The following is a 17,518-nucleotide window of genomic DNA, read 5'->3' on the forward strand; positions in this document are numbered from 1 at the left end:
GAATTTCGCAATAGAGTTCTTCGCTATTCTTCCAGCGGCCTGTCAGGGAATTCGTCATGATCGTTCGAAGGATCAACATGGGTCATCACATTTAGGACCCGGTGCCGCTGCAACACTCGACGGCGCGCTTCAACGGCGATCGCATGCCCTTTCTCAACTGTCATAGTCGCGTCAACCTCGATATGAACATCGACGACGATCATGTCTCCCATCTTGCGGGTACGCAGGTCGTGTATGCCAAGCACGCCCGGGGTTCTGGTTAGCGTCTCACGGATGGACTCCGTTTCGGAGGCATCCACAGCCCGATCCATCAGGTCATGGAGCGCGCCCCAAGTGAATTCCCACCCCATTTTGGTGACCATGAATCCAACAATCAAGGCGGCGATCGGATCAAAAATAGGATACCCCGCGAGGTTACCAAGAATGCCTACACCAACGACTAGTGACGACGCGGCATCGGACCGTGCATGCCAGGCGTTTGCGACCAGCATGCTTGATTTAACCCGCTTCGCGGTCGCCAACATATAGCGAAACAATAGTTCTTTGGCCGTCAGTGCTGCTGCAGCGGTCCAGAGCGCGGCGATATGCACAGTCTCAACCATCTCTGGCGCCTCGAGTTTGCGAAACGCGGTCCAGAGCATGCCCAGGCCAACGAAAAGCAACAACATCCCGAGGACCATTGACGCAGCGGTTTCGAAGCGTTGATGTCCATAATGGTGATTTTCGTCGGCTTCTCTTTTGCTGTGATGGCTGGCGAACAAGACGACGAAATCTGCGATCAGATCAGATAAAGAATGGATGCCATCAGCGACGAGGCCCTGAGACTTGGCCAGTACGCCGGCGGTAACCTGGGCCAACGTCAGAAGCAGGTTCACGCAAACACTGACCCACGTGCTGCGTGATGCTGCGGCCGCACGGCGCGCCTGGGTTTCTGGTGAAGCTTCAACATCGTCGTTAGCTTGTTCAAACATCATATCTTGCGTTCTGTGAGATAGTTTTTCCTTGCTCCCGGAGCAGGAATCCAGGCTACCTAATCGCGATCATCGCCTTCTCCGCCCTCGTGCTCGCTGGCGCTGCGATGGCATTTCACGCAATTCTCAAAGTCGCGGATCCCCTCGTGCAAGTGTTCGTTTCTGATCTTCGCCGGGGTGTGCTCGTGGCACCCATAACAAGTGTACTCGCTGAAATTGCTCTTCGGGTGGCAGGTCGAGCAGCTCGCGTTGTGGTCACGATCGAGCACAAAATACTTTTCATGCTCGAATGTGGCGGGCTTCCACTTGTCCTGGTCGTGGCATTGTGCACATCCCGCCGCCAGTTTCTCATGCAGAGAATCGCGCGGCTTTTGATGGCACGACTCGCACTGGTTCTTCGTGGCGGGCCTAAGGAGCGCATGCGAGAACTGCTTGCCCTGCCGATATTTCATCACGCCCTGATGGTCCGCGTGACAATCAATGCACTGGTCTTCAATCAATTCCTGGTGAAAGGCTACTTTGCGCGTCGTACCTTGAATCGGTTGTCCCTTTGTCGTGACGACCCCGATGTCGGAGACTTTGTGACAGTCCTTGCATTTTTCTGCCTTTGGGCCGAGGAATTTGCTGTGGCAGGAGAAGCAATCCTGTTCCATGCCCTGATGTCCTTTCAACAGTTTTCCCGGAGCCACCATCAGATGGGGAAAAACGCAAATGAGCGCGGAAATTACCGCGAGATTCGCCAGAATGATGTACAGGAATGCGCGGCTTTTCATTTCCAGTTCCAGAACAGGAAGATGCTGAGGATATGGCCGAGCGCAAATACGGCGAACGCGAGCGTGATCGGAATATGGAGCGCCCGCCATTTCTTCATCGCGTCAACGGCGGCAGCATTCCAGAACAGTTCCTTCTCCACTTCGTCTTCGTGCATGCCACGCCGGAGCAGGCTTTCCTTCATCGCCGCCATATGCCGGCGCGACCGGTCAAGCAGAAACTTCCCCGTCAGGCCGCTGGCGACATTGACCAGCATACCGACGATCGCTAACCATGGAAGGATAGCGTTGAAGTGCACGCCGGCATGAACCAGGATCATCACGGAACCGAGCCACGTCATGAACTCGTGCAGGCTCAATAACGTCTTGGGATTGCCTGACGCGATCATCTTGCGCTTGCGCATCGAGTACGCGAACGAAGCGAGGATCAGGAGTGTGCCGGGAATGCCGAGATACCGGCCAACCCAGACCAGCTGCAGCCGATGCAAAAGAGCGTCTCCTGCGATGGCCGCAAGAATGAGCATTGCGAACATCGCGATGAACGGCAGGACCTCTTTGCGAAAAACCGAGATGGAATGGGGCATGGTCAGAGACTCAGGACAAGATCCGACTTCGGTTTGGAGATGCAGAGCAGGCAGCAGCCCGTGGTGACATCAAAGTCGGGCTCCTTCGAGGTCTCGACCTCACCCGACACAATCTTCGTCTGGCAACTGCCACAACTGCCGGCACGACAACCCGATGGAACGGACAGGCCAAGGTCTTCGGCGAACTCGAGAAGAGAATCGGCACGCGTGTCCCATTGCCGCTCTATTGCTGACGCGGCGAAGCGCACTTTGGGCAGGGCAGCCGCCGCTGGTCTTGGCGCAGGCGGTTCCTTCGATGCTTTCGTCAGTTTCGGTACAGTCGACGGCCCGAAAGCTTCGTAATGGATACAATCAGGATCGACGCCCCAATCGGCCAGTGCTGGCACCAGCGACTCCATCATCTGACGCGGGCCGCAAATATAGAAGTGGTAGGGCCGCAGATTGAGCGTCTGACGCAGCAGCCCGATATTGACATGACTTGCATGCTGAAAATCTCTGCCAGGAATATCTTCAGGTTCCGGGCGGCTGTAACAGACATGCAGATGGAAGTTCGGATGTCGTTGTGCGAGATCGCACAGCTTCGCTTTCATGATGTGTTCGCGACCGTTGCGGATGCCGTAGAACAGCCATACTTCGCGACCAGGCGTAAGGGATAGCGTAGTTTCCAGCATGCTGAGCATCGGCGTAATGCCAATCCCGCCGCCGATGAGAACGACCGGTGACTGGTCGACATCCCGCAGGTAAAAGTGCCCGGATGGCGCTTTAACAGTCAGCACCGTCCCCACTTCAACCTGGTCATGAAAATAGTTTGATGACACGCCGGGTGGCAATTCCGGTTTGCCGTGCGGTGGCCCCATTCGCTTGATGGTCACCCTGTAGTACCCGGGATCGGGCGCATGCGACAGCGAATAGCAGCGGACGATGCTCTTGGCGTCGCGCCCTGTGTGCACATTGAGACGGAACGTCAGGAATTGTCCAGGTTTGAACGGAGGAAGCGCTTGCCCATCGACCGGCACGCAGTAGAACGAGCAGATCGATTGGTTCCGGTCTTCAAACTCCTTCCGTTGTACGCGGAATTCCCGATATCCGCTCCATGAGCCCGGGACCTCCGACGCAGGTGGCAGGTCTTGCGCCGGCGCTGCATCCGAACCCATCGCTGTCGATGATCCGACCCGGCGATAATCGCGCCATTTTTGAAAGAGAACGACAGCGACGAATGCAGCCACTTGCAGGGCAATGGCCAATGCGATATAGGAGGACAGCTGTTGAATGGTCATGGTGTCGCTGATGCACGATCATGCGCCTGACATCTATCACGGGATACGACGTTGCGCGCCTCCACCAGCCGTTTTGCTCTGCGCCTGCACGATTCGCAAAAGCCTGTCTTCTTTCAATGCGGACAGCCTGTATGTCATGTTAGGAATATGGCGTGTTCATTTCCTTGATCGAGGTCAATGTTATCCAGGTGCATACGGGCTGGCTTTCGCAACAGAACTTTGTCTATCTTCGTGACCGACATCATGCGGCGGTACTGGAGACGGCGCCGAACGGCCGGGCATGTCATTGCCATCCGTAGCGGCGTACGTAGATATCCTTCATGACTTGTGTCAGTGCCATATATCCAAGCAGGATGGCCGGCAGGAACGCAAAGTACAGCAGTGGCAGCGCTTGCAGCTTGAAATAGTGCGCAAACGGTCCCATCGGCAGAAAGATGCCGACAGCCATGATCACGACCGTCATTACTTGTAGCGGCATCGCAGCGCGGCTCTGGATGAACGGGAGCTTCGGCGTGCGGATCATGTGCACGATCAGGGTCTGCGTCAGCAGGCCAACGACGAACCAGCCCGACTGGAACAGAGTTTGCCGTTCCGGCGTATTGGCGTGGAATATGAACCACATCATTGCAAAAGTCGTGATGTCGAACACCGAGCTGATCGGGCCAAAGAACACCATGAAGCGCCCGATGTCGCCCGGCTGCCAGCGCTGAGGTTCGCGCAACTGTTCCTCGTCCACATGATCGAACGGGATGACAATCTGCGAGATGTCGTACAGCAGGTTCTGCACCAGGAGATGCATTGGCAGCATGGGCAGGAACGGAATGAAGGCTGAGGCTACCAGTACCGAAAATACATTGCCGAAGTTCGAGCTGGCCGTCATCTTGATGTACTTGAGCATGTTGGCAAAGGTGCGGCGACCTTCCAGCACGCCTTCTTCGAGCACCATCAGGCTCTTCTCCAGCAGGATGATGTCGGCCGCCTCCTTGGCGATGTCCACGGCGGTATCGACCGAGATACCGATATCGGCCGTACGCAGGGCCGGGGCATCATTGATGCCGTCCCCCATGAATCCAACCACGTGGCCGTTGGCCTTCAGCAGGCGCACGATGCGTTCCTTGTGCGATGGTGTGAGCCTGGCGAAGACATTGTGACTTTCCACTTTCCCGGCCAGCATGTCGTCACTCATGCGCTCTATGTCGCTGCCCAGCAGGACGCCTTTCTGGGCGAGGCCCACCTCGCGGCAAATCTTTGCCGTCACCAGTTCGTTATCGCCGGTCAGCACCTTGACCGCAATGCCATGCTCGGCCAGCGCCTTGAGCGCCGGAGCGGTGGATTCTTTCGGCGGATCGAGGAACGCCACGTAGCCAATCAGTGTCAGCTCACGTTCGTCGGCCAGGCCATAGACCTCCTGGAGTGGTGGCAGCTCCTTCGCGGCCACCGCCACCACGCGCAGGCCCTCTTCGTTCAGGTCGGCCGTCACTTCGCGGATGCGTGTCAGTAGTTCTGGCGTTAATGGCTCGACTGCCTCGCGATGGCGCACCTGAGTGCAGACCGACAGGATTTCCTCGACCGCACCCTTGGTAATGACCACATGGTGTTCGTCGTGCTCGGCGACGACGACCGACATGCGGCGACGATTGAAATCAAACGGGATTTCATCAACCTTGCGAAAGTTCTTTGCCGGCTCCAGCTCGCGGTGCACCTCGGCATGTTCCAGCACGGCCACGTCCAGCAGGTTCTTGAGGCCTGTCTGGTAATAGCTGTTCAGGTAGGCCATCTCCAGCACATCGTCGGAGTCTTCACCCCACACATCGATATGGCGCGCGAGGAAAATCTTGTCCTGGGTCAGCGTGCCAGTCTTGTCGGTGCATAACACATTCATCGCCCCGAAGTTCTGGATGGCGTCGAGGCGCTTGATGATTACCTTCTTGCGTGACAGGAACACCGCACCCTTGGCCAGGGTGGAGGTAACGATCATCGGCAACATCTCGGGCGTCAGGCCCACGGCGATGGACAGCGCAAACAGCAATGCTTCCATCCAGTCGTGCTTGGTGATGCCGTTGATGAAGAGTACGAGCGGCACCATCACGAACATGAAGCGGATCAGCAGCCAGCTCACCTTGTTCACGCCCGACTGAAAGGAAGTCGGAGCGCGGTCGGTGGCAGTGACACGGCTGGCCAAGGCGCCAAAGTAGGTGGTGTTGCCGGTGCCGAGCACGACAGCCGTGGCCGAACCCGAGACGACGTTGGTGCCCATGAAAACGATGTTGTCCAGATCCAGCGGGTTGATCGCATTGGCATCACGCTGGTTTGCGAACTTCTCCACTGGCATCGACTCTCCGGTCATCGCCGCCTGCGACACGAACAGGTCCTTGGCCGACAGCACGCGACAGTCGGCCGGGATCATGTCGCCGGCCGAGAGCACAATGACGTCGCCGGGCACCAGCAACTTGATCGGCAGTTCGACGCGCTGTGCGCTCTTGACGTGCAGATGCACGCCAAAGAACTGCTCGGCTTCCGGAGCAGCGTCTTCGGAAATGTCGCGGCGGTAAACGGTGGCTGTGTTGCTGACCATCGCCTTCAAAGCGTCGGCGGCCTTGTTGGCCTTGGCCTCCTGCCAGAAGCGTAGCAGCGTGGAGAGCACGACCATGGTGCTGATGACAATGGTGGCCTTGATGTCATCAGTCAGAAAGGAGATGCTGGCCAGCAGCGTCAACAGCAGGTTGAAGGGATTGCGGAAGGAAAGCCAGAGGTGCGTCCACCATGGCAAGGGCTTCTCGTGTTCGACCTCGTTAAGGCCGACGCGGGCGCGCACCGCTTCGGCCTGCGCGTCACTCAGGCCGTCATTGTGGCTGTCAAGCTGCCTCAGCAGGGATTCCATGTCCGTAGTGGCGGCCGTGACAAGATTCTTGCTCAGCCCGGCGGGCAGCTCCCGGCTGACACTGGTCAGGGTCCGCGTGTCCAGCACGACCAGGCGGCGGAAGTGTCGGGTGACGCGGTGTGTGCGAAGAAAGTCCGCGAAGAGTTCTTTCAGCAGTGTGAAGTTCATGTTTTTATCTCCAGGATCGCTGGCCTGCTTTACGCTCTTGAAAGCGTGTTCTGATGGACAGCGAATAATCAGGGTCTGGTATGCGAAGCGTTGACAGCGCCGCCGGCCTCAAGGCAGGAATGGAAGCGAAAGGAAGCGCAAGCCGATGGATAGCCACCGCTCTTGTCGGCCGCCGCCGGTGCGGTCCCCGATGGTTGCGTCAAGCTGGACACGATCCGGCATGAGCCAATGGCGCAAACCGAGTTGATAGAAGGGATTGCCATGGTTTTGGCCGAAGCTCTCGCCAATCAGCCAGGTGTGCGCCTCGAGGCGGGCCTCGGTACCCAATCCCCAAGTCATATCGTCGCGCAGGGTTTGGCCATCGCGCATCCAGCCGAGATTGGCATGCACGACTACGCCGTCATCGCGGAATGAAAAGCTGGCCGGCACATAGGCGTACCAGTCTCGCGTGCCGGTATTGGATTGCGGATGGTGCGTCGTTCCGCCAACCAGCCCGACGCCCCAGCTGTTCGTATCCAGTGGCTTGAAAAGCGTCTTTCCCTGCACGACGATGTCTGTAGTCCGGGTGTGCCCGTCCATGTGGGTGCGCGCGCCACCGAGTGTGAATTCCAGATTGCCCGTGAGGTTGCAGGCCGGGAGCGCCCAAAACTCGGTACTGCCTTGGTTGCCCTTGACCCAGCTTTCAATTTGACAAGTTCTGGCATCGACGATGCGGGCATCGTCTGTGACCATCGGTCGTGCGGCCTGCACCTGCGGAGCGGCCAATCCGGCCGCCAATAGTCCGGCAAAGACCGCTATATCATGAAGGCGCGCCAGAGGGCGCGGAATGGAGAAATCATGTCGCATGGGTACTCCCCGGCGGGTGCGTCTATGCACCTGGCCTTTCCATTATCGCCGCAGCTCGCCGCGGCATATCATGTTCACATGGGAAGTAGCTGAAAGCAGCCGAGAACCGGCCGCCAGATGCCACTACCCGCCAGATTGGCAAGGTAGTGGCGAGATGAGAAAACCCGCGTTACCTTGCCTGGGATTGGTCGATGCAAGATCGACTACTAGAACTGTCCACAGGAAGAACTCCGAAGTTGCAATGGGCGCGATTGTAACCTGCCAGGTTGTGGCGAACAACAATGCCTGTGTCGGTGCAGAGCAAAAAAATAATGAGGCGAAATGGGCTCCACCCGCATCTGCTCAAGCGTCACATACTTGTACAACGCTGCACGAAGAGTGTTTTGACCGTGCCTGGCTGCTCAGCGCGATCAAACGGCAGCACCCTTGCCGTTTAATGCGATGGCCAGTTTTCGGCCGGGAAAAAAGGATTGTCGATTTCAAGAAGTCTGGCAAACGCGCCCATGTACATCGCGTTGATCACGCCTCGTCCGTCAACGGGTTGACCTCGTCTGAACGGCCTGCACTCGACGCTTCCCGTGAAAGATATTCACTGATGACAGGCGGCAGATGTCTGGGTGAACGTATGCGCAACTGCTTGTTGACATTGAACCTGCCGAAGACGACTTCAATATCGTCTGTCGATACGCCGAATTGAGCGGACAGGAAGCGCACCATGTGGTCCGTGGCCCGCCCCGCCACTGGCGCTTCCGTGACGCTGATGTTGAGCTGGTTGCCGCTCACCTGGCCGATGGCATCGCTTTTGGCGCTTGGCTTTCCAAGCACATTGAGGATTAATGTTTCGCCATCCCACGTGCAGAACGAACCAGTCCGGGTGCCATTGCTTCCGTGGTGATGCGGTGTACGCCTTGGCTTTCGCATGGTCAACGCTTCGACTCGCGGATTGTTGCTGATGAGCGCAGCGATACAGCAATATTGGGGTTGTCTTTCATGGCTCGATGGTAATCGATGCATGCAAGGCCCACAAGACGGTTTCGTTGCACTCACTTGCTGGAAGGATCCGCGGCATGACCAAGAATGGCATGCGATGCCGTTGACCCGTGCAGTTATCGCATGGCAAGACGCAGGATACCGAGAGGAAGTTTCTGCAAGCGGGGCGCGCATAGGTGTATAGTTGACTATGCTTCGCCTGCAAGCCTTGGGCGTCCAGTGACAAAAGCCGGACACCCATGACGTTCGAAATCCGTCAGCGCCCCGCCTCATTTTCAGACCCGCCTGGCAGAAATCCAATGCCATTGCACTCCGCTGCACTGCGTGCCATATCGGCACATCCCGGCATCCATCAAAGGGAAACCATGAACGAGTTATTGAACCGTCCGACTGTTTCGCAAGAGGGCGTCAGTTTTACTGTCACCGTTGACTTCATCAGGCGCGATTGCCTGATCACGATAGAGGCGCTGCACAAGCTTTGCGCCGTCAAGCGTGAAGATCCGGATGAAGACATCATGAAAATCTTCAATGCCTTTGAGGCGAAGATCAATGGCGTTGCGCGTCGCCTCGTGGCGGCTGGCGTGGCGGGTTCGCCATTGACCCTGCATCCGGAAACCTTCAGCGTACAGCGTGCGCAGTAGAGATTCCAAAAACGATTCCAAAAGCGATTCGCAAATCGCGTTGTATTATCGAGCGGTCATGACCGCCCGATAGTGCCGTCATCATGGCCGATATCAGCGGCGAGGACCCCTCGCATATGGTATAGTTCACTGTTCGATGGCGATTGTCCGCCTGGCCCGAGTCCGGTTTCCGCATTCAGCCTTTTCCAGTTCCTCGGTCGCGCAAAGACTGCAGCTTTACGTGCGCTGGCCACCATCATCGTTCGCATCATCGTTCGTCAAGGTGCCGCGCTGCACCTTGCAGCGTGCTCTGCACTTGTGCCAATACCCCCGCGAGGGTCTGGCGACTTGACTTTTCACCACCTCGCGCTTGCGCGATCACTGCCGGGCAGGCTTGGGCGCACTCGCCCCAGGCAATGCGTGCGGCATGGCCGCAGCCGGGCGCGAACTGTATGGGATCACACCATGGCTAAAGAAGACTTGCTTGAAATGAACGGCCTCGTCACCGAGGTACTCCCCGATTCGCGTTTCCGCGTGGACCTCGACAATGGCCACCAACTGGTCGCCTACACGTCCGGAAAGATGCGCCAGCACCACATCCGCATCCTCGCCGGCGACAAGGTTTCGGTCGAGCTGTCCCCGTACGACCTGAGCAAAGGCCGTATCACTTTCCGTCACCTCGAACAGCGCGGACCGAGCCGGCCTGGTGGTTATCAGCGCCGTCGCTAACGGTCGCCTGCCCCGTGATTCCGCTATGCCTTGCTCAATAGGAGCAGAGGTGTAGTCAGGAACGACTGCAACTGTGCATAGTGGTCCGTCGTACCCCAATCTACGGTTTATGCCGAACATGCGACAGCGATTACTGCCTTACCCATCCTCGCGATAGCAAAACTATCGCTCCGGTGGGCGCCTTGCGCTCGCCGCAGATTGTCTCGTCATCAACTGCAAACCAAGGATTAGGCAGCTTTGGTGCAAGTTACCTTGGTATCAATTCGCGCGGTGGGATACCCGTGGCGATTCACGAGCGTCACCGTCTTGCCGGGAGCGATCGTCGCGCTTTCGGTTTCATCGATCACCGGAAGATGACTGAAGCTTGCGCTGCATCGGACGGCATTCGGCGAGTTGTTTGCTATGCCGACGATGAGTGGCGCCGTCATGCGGTGGGTGCGAACGGAAACATCCTGGTTTCCCGTATCCACGATCGTTTTGCCGAACGAAGATCCGTACCACTGTGCCGCAGCAATGGACGGCATCATGGCCGCAACGGCCAGTATGGAAAATATCGCTTTCATCGTGCATCACCTTATTGGTATGGCAAGAAGATCTTTTAGATGCCGGGCGTGAGCCGTTGTTCCAGAGGAGACGCCTTATCGCTCGCAGATGGCGTGGCGTCGCATCGCATCAATAGCCAATGCTCGCCACATGCTGTTTGATGAGGGAAGCGCTGCGGAACAGGGCGTCCTTCTCCTGCGCATTGAGTGGCGGCTGCAGTTGCATCTGGATGCCATCCCGGCCGACAACCACCGGCAGCGATAGCGCTACATCAGAAACACCTTCCACCTGCGGCGTCATCGTGCAGGCCGTGACCACCGCGCGCTCATCGAACAGGATGCATCGCGCAATGCGCGCCAGCGCGGCGCCGATGCCGAAGTAGGTCGCACCCTTGCCCTCGATGATGCGATAGGCCGCCCGCCTCACTTCATCGCCAATCCTTGCCATCACCTCGGTCGTCAGCGGTCGTCCGCGTATTGCCGTGAAATCGGCAAGCGGCATGCCGGCAACAGTGGCATCGGACCAGACAAGGACTTCCGAATCGCCATGCTCGCCAAGCACGTAGGCATGCACCGAGTCCGGCGAGATGCCGCAGAATTCGCCGAGCAGCGAGCGGAAACGCGCGGTGTCGAGAATGGTGCCCGAGCCCAGCACGCGTGTCGATGGCAGGCCGGACACGCGCGTGGCGACTTGCGTCATGATATCGAGCGGATTGGTGGCGACCAGCAGTATCGGATTCGGTGCGTGCCGCATGACCTGCGGCACGATCATCTTGAACACTTCCGCATTGCGCGCCAGCAGTTGCATGCGTGATTCACCTGGGACCTGCCCGGCGCCGGCGGCAAGGATGACGATCTCGCATCCGGACAAGGCCTCATAGTCTCCCGCATACACGCGCACGGGCCGCACAAATGGCGTGGCATGCAGAATATCTGTCGCGTGCGCAGCGGCAAGCGCATGGTTGTTGTCGACCAGGACCAGCTCACTGACGATGCCGTGCAGCACCAGGGCATAAGCCGCCGTACTGCCGACATGCCCCGTACCAACGATACCAAGCTTCATGACGCCTCCTGCAATCCGGGCAAGACAAGAGCTTGGATGGCAGAAGGGCGCGCCTGTTCTCGGCCTGGCGCTATTCGTGCCGCAGCGCCTCGATCGGATCCAGGCGAGCCGCGCGCCTTGCCGGGAAGTAGCCGAAGATCACGCCGATGACGGCCGAAAACAGAAAGGATAGGGCGTTGACCTGCAGGTTAAACAGGTAAGGCACGTGCATCGCCCCGGCCAGGCCGATCGAGGCGACGGTGGCCAGGATGACGCCGATGATGCCGCCCAGGCAGGCAAGCACCACGGCCTCGATCAGGAACTGCAGCAGGACTTCGCGTTCGAGCGCGCCGATGGCAAGGCGGATGCCGATCTCGCGCGTGCGTTCCGTCACCGAGACCAGCATGATGTTCATGATGCCGATGCCGCCCACCATCAGGCTGACCGCCGCCACTGCGCCCAGCAGCGCCGTGATGACCTTCGTCGTGCCGGTCAGTGTCTCGGCAATCTGCCTGGTGTCCATCACGTTGAAGTTGTCATCTTCATTGGCGGAAATCTTGCGCCGCTCGCGCATCAGCAGCGTGATGTTCTGCTTGACCCTGTCAGTCGATACACCATCCATTACCGATACCTGCAGCATGCGCACATCCTGCGTGCCGGTCAGGCGGCGCTGTACGGTGCGCAGCGGCATGACGACGGTATCGTCCTGGTCGGATCCCATGGTTGATTGCCCCTTTGACGCAAGCAGGCCGATCACCTCGCACGTGAACTGCTTGATGCGGATGTCCTGGCCGACAGGGTTCTGCCGGCCGAACAGTTCCCGGCGCACCGTTTCGCCAATCACGCACACAGCCTTGCCAGCATGCTCTTCCGGCGGCGTGAAGACCCGGCCGCTCGCGAGCCGCCAGCGGCCGATCTCGAAATAGGAAGCGGTGGTGCCGGTGACCGAGGTGGACCAGTTGCGCGACATGCGAACGACGGTAGTGCCCTTGGTTGACACCGGCGCAACACCTTTCAGGCCGCTCACCTGCTGGGCGATGGCATCCGCATCGGCAACCTTGAAGAGCGGCGCGCCGCCGGAGAACGGCCCGAGTCGCTGCCCTGGCAGAACCATCATGAGATTGCTGCCCATGGCCGCGATCTGGTCCTGGACGGAACGTGTGGCACCGTTGCCGAGCGTGACCATGGTGATGACTGCCGACACGCCGATCACGATGCCGAGGATGGTCAGGAAAGAGCGCATCAGGTTGCGTCGTATTTCGCGCAGCGCGAGCAGCAGGGTGTTCAGCAGCATCAGGCGTGCTCCTCGTTAAGCTGGTCCGACTCGACCTTGCCGTCGACAAAGCGGATGATGCGCCCGGCATAGCGCGCCATGTCAGGCTCGTGCGTCACCATCAGCACCGTGATCCCCTTGTCACGGTTCAGCGATGTGAGCAGGTCCATGATCTCGCGGCTTGTCGCGGTATCGAGGTTGCCCGTCGGTTCGTCGGCCAGAAGCACGATCGGATTGGTCACGATGGCGCGCGCAATCGCTACGCGCTGTTGCTGGCCGCCCGACAATTGCGACGGCACATGTTTCTCCCATCCCTTCAATCCCACGGACGCAAGTGCAGCCAGCGCCGCGTTGTGGCGCTCCGCTGCCGGCATGCCGCGGTACAGCAAAGGTAATTCGACATTCTCTTGCGCCGAGGTGCGGCCAAGCAGGTTGAACCCCTGGAATACGAACCCGAGGAAATGGCGGCGCAGCAGGGCCCGCTGCTTGCGCGTGAGATCCTCGACGTGGATACCGGAAAAGAGATAGGAACCCGAGCTCACCGTATCGAGACAGCCGAGAATGTTCATCGCAGTCGACTTGCCGGAGCCGCTCGGACCCATGATGGCGACAAACTCGCCTTCATCGATGGAGAAATCGACGCCGCGCAGCGCCTGGAATGCCGCCGTGCCTGCGCCGAACGTCTTGGTCACACCAGCCAGCCGGATCAGCGGCGCGCCTGGTTCGTCCGATTCCATGTTCGCGCTCATTTCGCAGCACTCACGCTTTCAGTGATCACCGCCATCCCCGGTTGCAGTTCGCCGGACATCACCTCGGTGACCCTGCCATCGCTGGCGCCCAGCGTGACAGGAACCGCGACGGGCTGTCCATCGCGCAGCACCCATACCTGCTGGCTGCCGCCTTTGCCCGGCGTGATCGTGGCGCGCTTTGGCACATTGCTGCGCGGCGGGCGCGGCATGATGCTGCCGACCAGGCCGCCATTGGAACCCGATGGCTTCGCGGACGGCGGTGAAAACCTGAGCGCGGCATTGGGCACCAGCAAGACGTTCTCCCGTGATGCCGTGACAATCGAGGCGGTCGCCGTCATGCCCGGGCGCAGGCTGAGGTCGTCATTATTCACTTCCAGCACGGTCAAATAGGAAACAACACCTTCCTTGGTCTGCGAACCGTAGGCGGTGCGCGTGATGCGTGACGGATAATCGCGATTCGGGTAGGCATCGACCTTGAATGTCGCCTGCTGCCCATCCTTCACTTGCCCGACGTCCGCCTCATCGACATCCACCTCCAGCTTCATCTGCTTGAGGTTTTCCGCAAGCGTAAACAGCACCGGCGCCTGCAGCGACGCGGCGACGGTCTGCCCCGGTTCGACCTTGCGCGCGAGGACCACACCGTCGATCGGCGAGCGGATCGTGGCTTTGCCGAGATTGGTCTGGTCCGACTTCAAGGTTGCGCGCGCCTGCCCGACTGCCGCGCGCGCACTGGCCTCGGTCGCCGTGGCGCGCTTGAGGGCAGCCTCCGCGGTTTGCATTTCCGCTTTCGACGGCACCTTGCCGCCGGACAGTTCGGCGACATGACGCAGACGTGCAAGGCTGGCTTGCGCTTCCTCGACGGTTGCCTGCATCTGCACCACCTGCGCTTCCGCTGCAACCAGCGCCGCACTCGACCTGGTGACTTGGTCCTGCAGCTTGGAGGTGTCGAGGCGCGCCAGTTCCTGCCCTTTCTTCACATGGTCATTGTCATCCACCAGCACGCGCTCGATGGTCCCCGACAGTTCGCTGCCGACGTCCACCTGGTTGGTCGGTTGCAGCGTTCCGGTAGCGGACACGGTCACGACCAGGTTGCCTCGCGTAACTTCCTCGGTCAGGTAGTTCAGCGGCGGCTCGGCATTGCCCCAGCGGAAAGCTGCGTAAGCGAGCGCGGCAAGGACAATGATCAGGATGCTTGCGGTGATCCAGCGCCGGCGGCCGGCCCGTCCGGCTGCCTTGCCGGTCTCGAGGATGGCTGCAATGTCCTGGTGTCGTGGTACGCGATGATCGTTCATGAGCACGCCTGCGATTCATTGAGGGGAGGCGGCAGCGGGAGTCCAGCCGCCGCCCAGGGCCTTGTACAGCCTGATGACGGACGAGCTGCCGTCGGCCTGCGCGACGGCCAGCGTGTCTTCCAGCGTCAGGACGGTTCTTTCGGTATCAAGCACGGTCTGGAAATCGATCAGGCCGCTGGCATAGCGCTGGCGGGCGAGCAGGGCGGCATTGCGCGCGGCATTCACGGCGGCGAGCAATGACGCTTGTCGCTCCTTGCTGCGCGCGAAGGCGGCAAGGCTGTTCTCCACTTCTTCCAGCGCGCCCAGCACCGTCGATTCATACGCCGCCTGCGCCTGTTCGCGCACCGCGTCCTGCGCGGCGACCTGTTGTTCGCGCTTGCCCGCATCAAAAATGGTGGATGCCACGGAGGCCACGAAGGAGCGTGTCACCGTGCCGTTGGCGAGCGTGTCGAGTGCCAGCGATTCCAGGCCGATCGAGCCTGAAAGGCTGAAGCCGGGATAGCGGGCCGCCTGTGCCTGTCCGATGCGCGCCGTTTCTGCTGCCAGCCTGCGCTCGGCTGCGTGCACATCCGGACGCCTGCGCAGGGTGTCGGCAGGAATGCCGACGGCCATCTGTTCCGGCATCCCCGGAATGGAAGCGGAACCGGCCAGGCGCGCGTGGACGCTGCCCGGTGCTTCGCCCATGAGAATGGCAAGGCGGTTCTGCGTCTCGGCAAGCGAGCGCTCCAGGGCTGGAACCTGGGCCCGCGTCTGCTCCAGATTTGCCCTGGCTTGTTCGACATCCAGCGATGCCGCCAGCCCGGCCTGGGCACGCCAGTCGGTCAGCTGCCAGGTTTCGTTCTGGCTTTCCAGGTTGCTGCGCGCGATACCGATGCGGACCTGCAGCGCGCGCGCTTGCACATAGTTCAGCGCGGCCTCGGCAGCCAGCGATACGCGCGTGGCCTCGAGGCTGGCCGCGCTGGCTTCCATGTCAGCCTGCGCCGCTTCGACGCCGCGCCGCGCGCCGCCGAAGACGTCCGGCTCCCAGCTCGCATCGAAGCTTGCATCGTAGAATTCCTTGCCCCCTCCGCCCACGGCGGCGGGCGTCCTGCGGCTGCCCGAAGCAGACACGCCGACAGTCGGCGCGAGTGCAGCACCGGCAATGGCGCGCCGCGCGCGTGCCTGTCGCAATGCTGCCTGCGCACTGCGTACATCGGGGTTGGCGGCGATGGCTTGCTCCACTATCGCGGACAGTGTCGGGTCGCCGAGCTGGCGCCACCACTGCGTGATCAATGCCGGCGCGACGGCATCGCTGGCAAGCCCGCCATGCATTCCTGCATGCCATGCCGCCTGCGCCGGGATATCTGGGGCACGGTAATCCGGGCCGACCGAGGCACAGCCGGCCAGCGCCGTTCCCAGCAGCAAGGGCAAGAGCAGCTTTGAACTCATGGCGTGGGTTCCACCCTGTACGTTGTTGATCCTGCGGTACGCGCACGGATACGTGCATAACGCGGATTCCCGCCGGCATTGAACGAATTGCCGTGAAGGAAACAGGTTACTGGCGGGTACCGGGCATTCCCATGAACCAGATCAAACATTCCGGACTCGCGGTGCGCATTGAGCGTTTCCGTGCCTGCATCGGCAATGGTAGCTGCTGCATGTGTCCGTACTTTGTCCGGACCATGTCGAAGTGTGTCCCGCGCCGACAAGGGAACACAGGAAGAGGCGGGCATAGTTCGCTCCGACGCAAGCTTTTCCGGTTGGCGCTACACTCGCCCTACCCATTCCAGTACCAATTTTTCCATGAAAGGATCACTCCCATGACGCGCAAGATCGGTTCTTCGGATATCGAAGTGGCGCCGCTGGCATTCGGTGGCAATGTGTTCGGCTGGACCGCCGACGAAACCACGTCGTTTTCATTGCTGGATCATTTCGTCGCCTCGGGCATGAACCTGATCGACACTGCCGACGTGTATTCGCGCTGGGCGCCCGGGCACAGCGGCGGAGAATCGGAGACGATCATCGGCAAATGGCTCAAGCGCAGCGGCAAGCGCGATCGTGTCGTCATCGCCACCAAGGTCGGGATGGAAATGGGGCCGGACAAGAAGGGCTTGCGCAAGGAATACATCCGGCAGGCCGTGGAGGATTCACTGCGTCGCCTGCAGACGGACTATATCGATCTCTACCAGTCGCATACCGACGACGCAGACACGCCTCTTGAGGAAACGCTGGAAGCCTATGCCGAGCTCGTCCGGCAAGGCAAGGTACGGGTCATCGGCGCATCAAACTATAGTGCCGAGCGGCTGGAACAGGCGCTTGACATCAGTCGCCGCCATGGTTTCCCGGTGTACCAGTGCCTGCAGCCGCATTACAACCTGGTCGAGCGCAGCGACTTCGAAAGCACGCTGGAACCGGTCTGCCTGAAGCACCGCATTGGCGTGATTCCCTACTACAGCCTGGCCAGCGGCTTCCTCACCGGCAAGTACCGTTCCGAGGCGGATCTCGCCAAGAGCGTGCGCGGTACGCGGGCGAAAAATTACCTGAACGAGCGCGGCATACGCATTCTCACTGCGCTGGATGACGTGGCGAAGCGCGCAGGAGCCACGCCTGCGCAGGTGGCGCTGGCGTGGCTGATGGCACGCCCGGCCATCACTGCGCCGATCGCCAGCGCGACCAGCATTCAGCAACTCGACGAGCTGATCGGTGCCACGCGGCTGAAGCTCGACCAGACAGCAATCGACCAACTGACTCAAGCGTCGGCATAACACCCGCCGGAACCAGGCGGCAGGCGCGCAGTCGTAACGG

Annotated in this window: 16 protein-coding genes; 3 read left to right on the plus strand and 13 right to left on the minus strand. The window is 60.1% G+C overall.

The window, feature by feature from the left end; translation table 11 throughout:
- Window positions 1-23: 23 nt before the first annotated feature.
- From VJ698_RS01995 to VJ698_RS02025, 7 genes are all read right to left on the minus strand, one after another.
- Window positions 24-974, minus strand: a complete 951-nt coding sequence (locus tag VJ698_RS01995; RefSeq protein WP_324100982.1) for a cation diffusion facilitator family transporter — start codon at window positions 972-974, stop codon at window positions 24-26.
- 56 nt (window positions 975-1,030) lie between these two features.
- A complete protein-coding gene (locus VJ698_RS02000; protein WP_324100983.1) occupies window positions 1,031-1,744 on the minus strand; it encodes a cytochrome c3 family protein in 714 nt (237 codons plus the stop codon).
- Entirely contained in the window at window positions 1,741-2,325 is a 585-nt protein-coding gene (locus tag VJ698_RS02005; protein ID WP_324100984.1) for a hypothetical protein, read from the minus strand. Before VJ698_RS02005 ends, VJ698_RS02000 begins: the two co-directional genes overlap by 4 nt.
- A 2-nt stretch (window positions 2,326-2,327) precedes the next feature.
- Window positions 2,328-3,602, minus strand: coding sequence for a 2Fe-2S iron-sulfur cluster-binding protein (locus VJ698_RS02010; RefSeq protein WP_324100985.1), 1,275 nt, complete (start codon window positions 3,600-3,602; stop codon window positions 2,328-2,330).
- Between the two features lie 283 nt (window positions 3,603-3,885).
- On the minus strand, window positions 3,886-6,651 hold the full coding sequence (mgtA, locus tag VJ698_RS02015; protein ID WP_324100986.1) for a magnesium-translocating P-type ATPase: 2,766 nt from the start codon (window positions 6,649-6,651) through the stop codon (window positions 3,886-3,888).
- 108 nt (window positions 6,652-6,759) lie between these two features.
- A complete protein-coding gene (locus VJ698_RS02020; RefSeq protein ID WP_324100987.1) occupies window positions 6,760-7,383 on the minus strand; it encodes a hypothetical protein in 624 nt (207 codons plus the stop codon).
- Window positions 7,384-8,016: 633 nt separating this feature from the next.
- The gene (locus VJ698_RS02025; RefSeq protein WP_324100988.1) at window positions 8,017-8,322 is read right to left on the minus strand and encodes a DUF167 family protein; all 306 of its coding nucleotides are present in this window, start codon (window positions 8,320-8,322) and stop codon (window positions 8,017-8,019) included.
- A gap of 404 nt (window positions 8,323-8,726) precedes the next feature.
- Between VJ698_RS02025 and VJ698_RS02030 the strand changes: the two genes are divergently transcribed.
- Both VJ698_RS02030 and infA read left to right on the plus strand, forming a co-directional pair.
- Window positions 8,727-9,128: a DUF1488 family protein gene (locus VJ698_RS02030; RefSeq protein ID WP_324100989.1), complete on the plus strand. Its 402-nt coding sequence runs from the start codon at window positions 8,727-8,729 to the stop codon at window positions 9,126-9,128.
- Between the two features lie 444 nt (window positions 9,129-9,572).
- Complete coding sequence (infA, locus tag VJ698_RS02035; protein ID WP_324100990.1) at window positions 9,573-9,836, plus strand: translation initiation factor IF-1; 264 nt, start codon at window positions 9,573-9,575, stop codon at window positions 9,834-9,836.
- Window positions 9,837-10,063: 227 nt separating this feature from the next.
- On the opposite strand, the gene VJ698_RS02040 is transcribed toward infA, so the two are convergent.
- From VJ698_RS02040 to VJ698_RS02065, 6 genes are all read right to left on the minus strand, one after another.
- Window positions 10,064-10,399 carry a hypothetical protein gene (locus VJ698_RS02040; RefSeq protein WP_324100991.1) on the minus strand — a complete coding sequence of 112 codons (336 nt, stop codon included), beginning with the start codon at window positions 10,397-10,399 and terminating at the stop codon, window positions 10,064-10,066.
- 109 nt (window positions 10,400-10,508) lie between these two features.
- Complete coding sequence (locus tag VJ698_RS02045) at window positions 10,509-11,441, minus strand: L-lactate dehydrogenase (RefSeq protein ID WP_324100992.1); 933 nt, start codon at window positions 11,439-11,441, stop codon at window positions 10,509-10,511.
- 70 nt (window positions 11,442-11,511) lie between these two features.
- Window positions 11,512-12,714 (minus strand): ABC transporter permease, encoded by a 1,203-nt coding sequence (locus tag VJ698_RS02050; RefSeq protein WP_324100993.1) that lies wholly within the window; start codon window positions 12,712-12,714, stop codon window positions 11,512-11,514.
- Window positions 12,714-13,430, minus strand: a complete 717-nt coding sequence (locus VJ698_RS02055) for an ABC transporter ATP-binding protein (protein ID WP_324100994.1) — start codon at window positions 13,428-13,430, stop codon at window positions 12,714-12,716. Before VJ698_RS02055 ends, VJ698_RS02050 begins: the two co-directional genes overlap by 1 nt.
- 8 nt (window positions 13,431-13,438) lie before the next feature.
- A complete protein-coding gene (locus tag VJ698_RS02060; protein ID WP_324100995.1) occupies window positions 13,439-14,734 on the minus strand; it encodes an efflux RND transporter periplasmic adaptor subunit in 1,296 nt (431 codons plus the stop codon).
- A 15-nt stretch (window positions 14,735-14,749) separates the two neighbouring features.
- Complete coding sequence (locus VJ698_RS02065) at window positions 14,750-16,162, minus strand: efflux transporter outer membrane subunit (protein ID WP_324100996.1); 1,413 nt, start codon at window positions 16,160-16,162, stop codon at window positions 14,750-14,752.
- Window positions 16,163-16,533: 371 nt separating this feature from the next.
- Between VJ698_RS02065 and VJ698_RS02070 the strand changes: the two genes are divergently transcribed.
- Window positions 16,534-17,478, plus strand: coding sequence for an aldo/keto reductase (locus tag VJ698_RS02070; RefSeq protein WP_324100997.1), 945 nt, complete (start codon window positions 16,534-16,536; stop codon window positions 17,476-17,478).
- Window positions 17,479-17,518 lie beyond the last annotated feature (40 nt).

Source organism: Noviherbaspirillum sp., from assembly GCF_035254685.1.
Taxonomy (GTDB): domain Bacteria; phylum Pseudomonadota; class Gammaproteobacteria; order Burkholderiales; family Burkholderiaceae_D; genus Noviherbaspirillum.

What these genes read in the sequence shown, in the direction of transcription:
- VJ698_RS02040 (WP_324100991.1), bottom strand. Translation starts at nt 10,399, where the DNA reads ATGAAAGCGATATTTTCCATACTGGCCGTTGCGGCCATGATGCCGTCC.
- VJ698_RS02050 (WP_324100993.1), bottom strand. Translation starts at nt 12,714, where the DNA reads ATGCTGCTGAACACCCTGCTGCTCGCGCTGCGCGAAATACGACGCAAC.
- VJ698_RS02065 (WP_324100996.1), bottom strand. Translation starts at nt 16,162, where the DNA reads ATGAGTTCAAAGCTGCTCTTGCCCTTGCTGCTGGGAACGGCGCTGGCC.
- VJ698_RS02060 (WP_324100995.1), bottom strand. Translation starts at nt 14,734, where the DNA reads ATGAACGATCATCGCGTACCACGACACCAGGACATTGCAGCCATCCTC.
- VJ698_RS02030 (WP_324100989.1), top strand. Translation starts at nt 8,727, where the DNA reads ATGACGTTCGAAATCCGTCAGCGCCCCGCCTCATTTTCAGACCCGCCT.
- VJ698_RS02055 (WP_324100994.1), bottom strand. Translation starts at nt 13,430, where the DNA reads ATGGAATCGGACGAACCAGGCGCGCCGCTGATCCGGCTGGCTGGTGTG.
- VJ698_RS01995 (WP_324100982.1), bottom strand. Translation starts at nt 974, where the DNA reads ATGATGTTTGAACAAGCTAACGACGATGTTGAAGCTTCACCAGAAACC.
- VJ698_RS02020 (WP_324100987.1), bottom strand. Translation starts at nt 7,383, where the DNA reads ATGGTCACAGACGATGCCCGCATCGTCGATGCCAGAACTTGTCAAATT.
- VJ698_RS02010 (WP_324100985.1), bottom strand. Translation starts at nt 3,602, where the DNA reads ATGACCATTCAACAGCTGTCCTCCTATATCGCATTGGCCATTGCCCTG.
- VJ698_RS02000 (WP_324100983.1), bottom strand. Translation starts at nt 1,744, where the DNA reads ATGAAAAGCCGCGCATTCCTGTACATCATTCTGGCGAATCTCGCGGTA.
- mgtA (WP_324100986.1), bottom strand. Translation starts at nt 6,651, where the DNA reads ATGAACTTCACACTGCTGAAAGAACTCTTCGCGGACTTTCTTCGCACA.
- VJ698_RS02045 (WP_324100992.1), bottom strand. Translation starts at nt 11,441, where the DNA reads ATGAAGCTTGGTATCGTTGGTACGGGGCATGTCGGCAGTACGGCGGCT.
- VJ698_RS02005 (WP_324100984.1), bottom strand. Translation starts at nt 2,325, where the DNA reads ATGCCCCATTCCATCTCGGTTTTTCGCAAAGAGGTCCTGCCGTTCATC.
- infA (WP_324100990.1), top strand. Translation starts at nt 9,573, where the DNA reads ATGGCTAAAGAAGACTTGCTTGAAATGAACGGCCTCGTCACCGAGGTA.
- VJ698_RS02070 (WP_324100997.1), top strand. Translation starts at nt 16,534, where the DNA reads ATGACGCGCAAGATCGGTTCTTCGGATATCGAAGTGGCGCCGCTGGCA.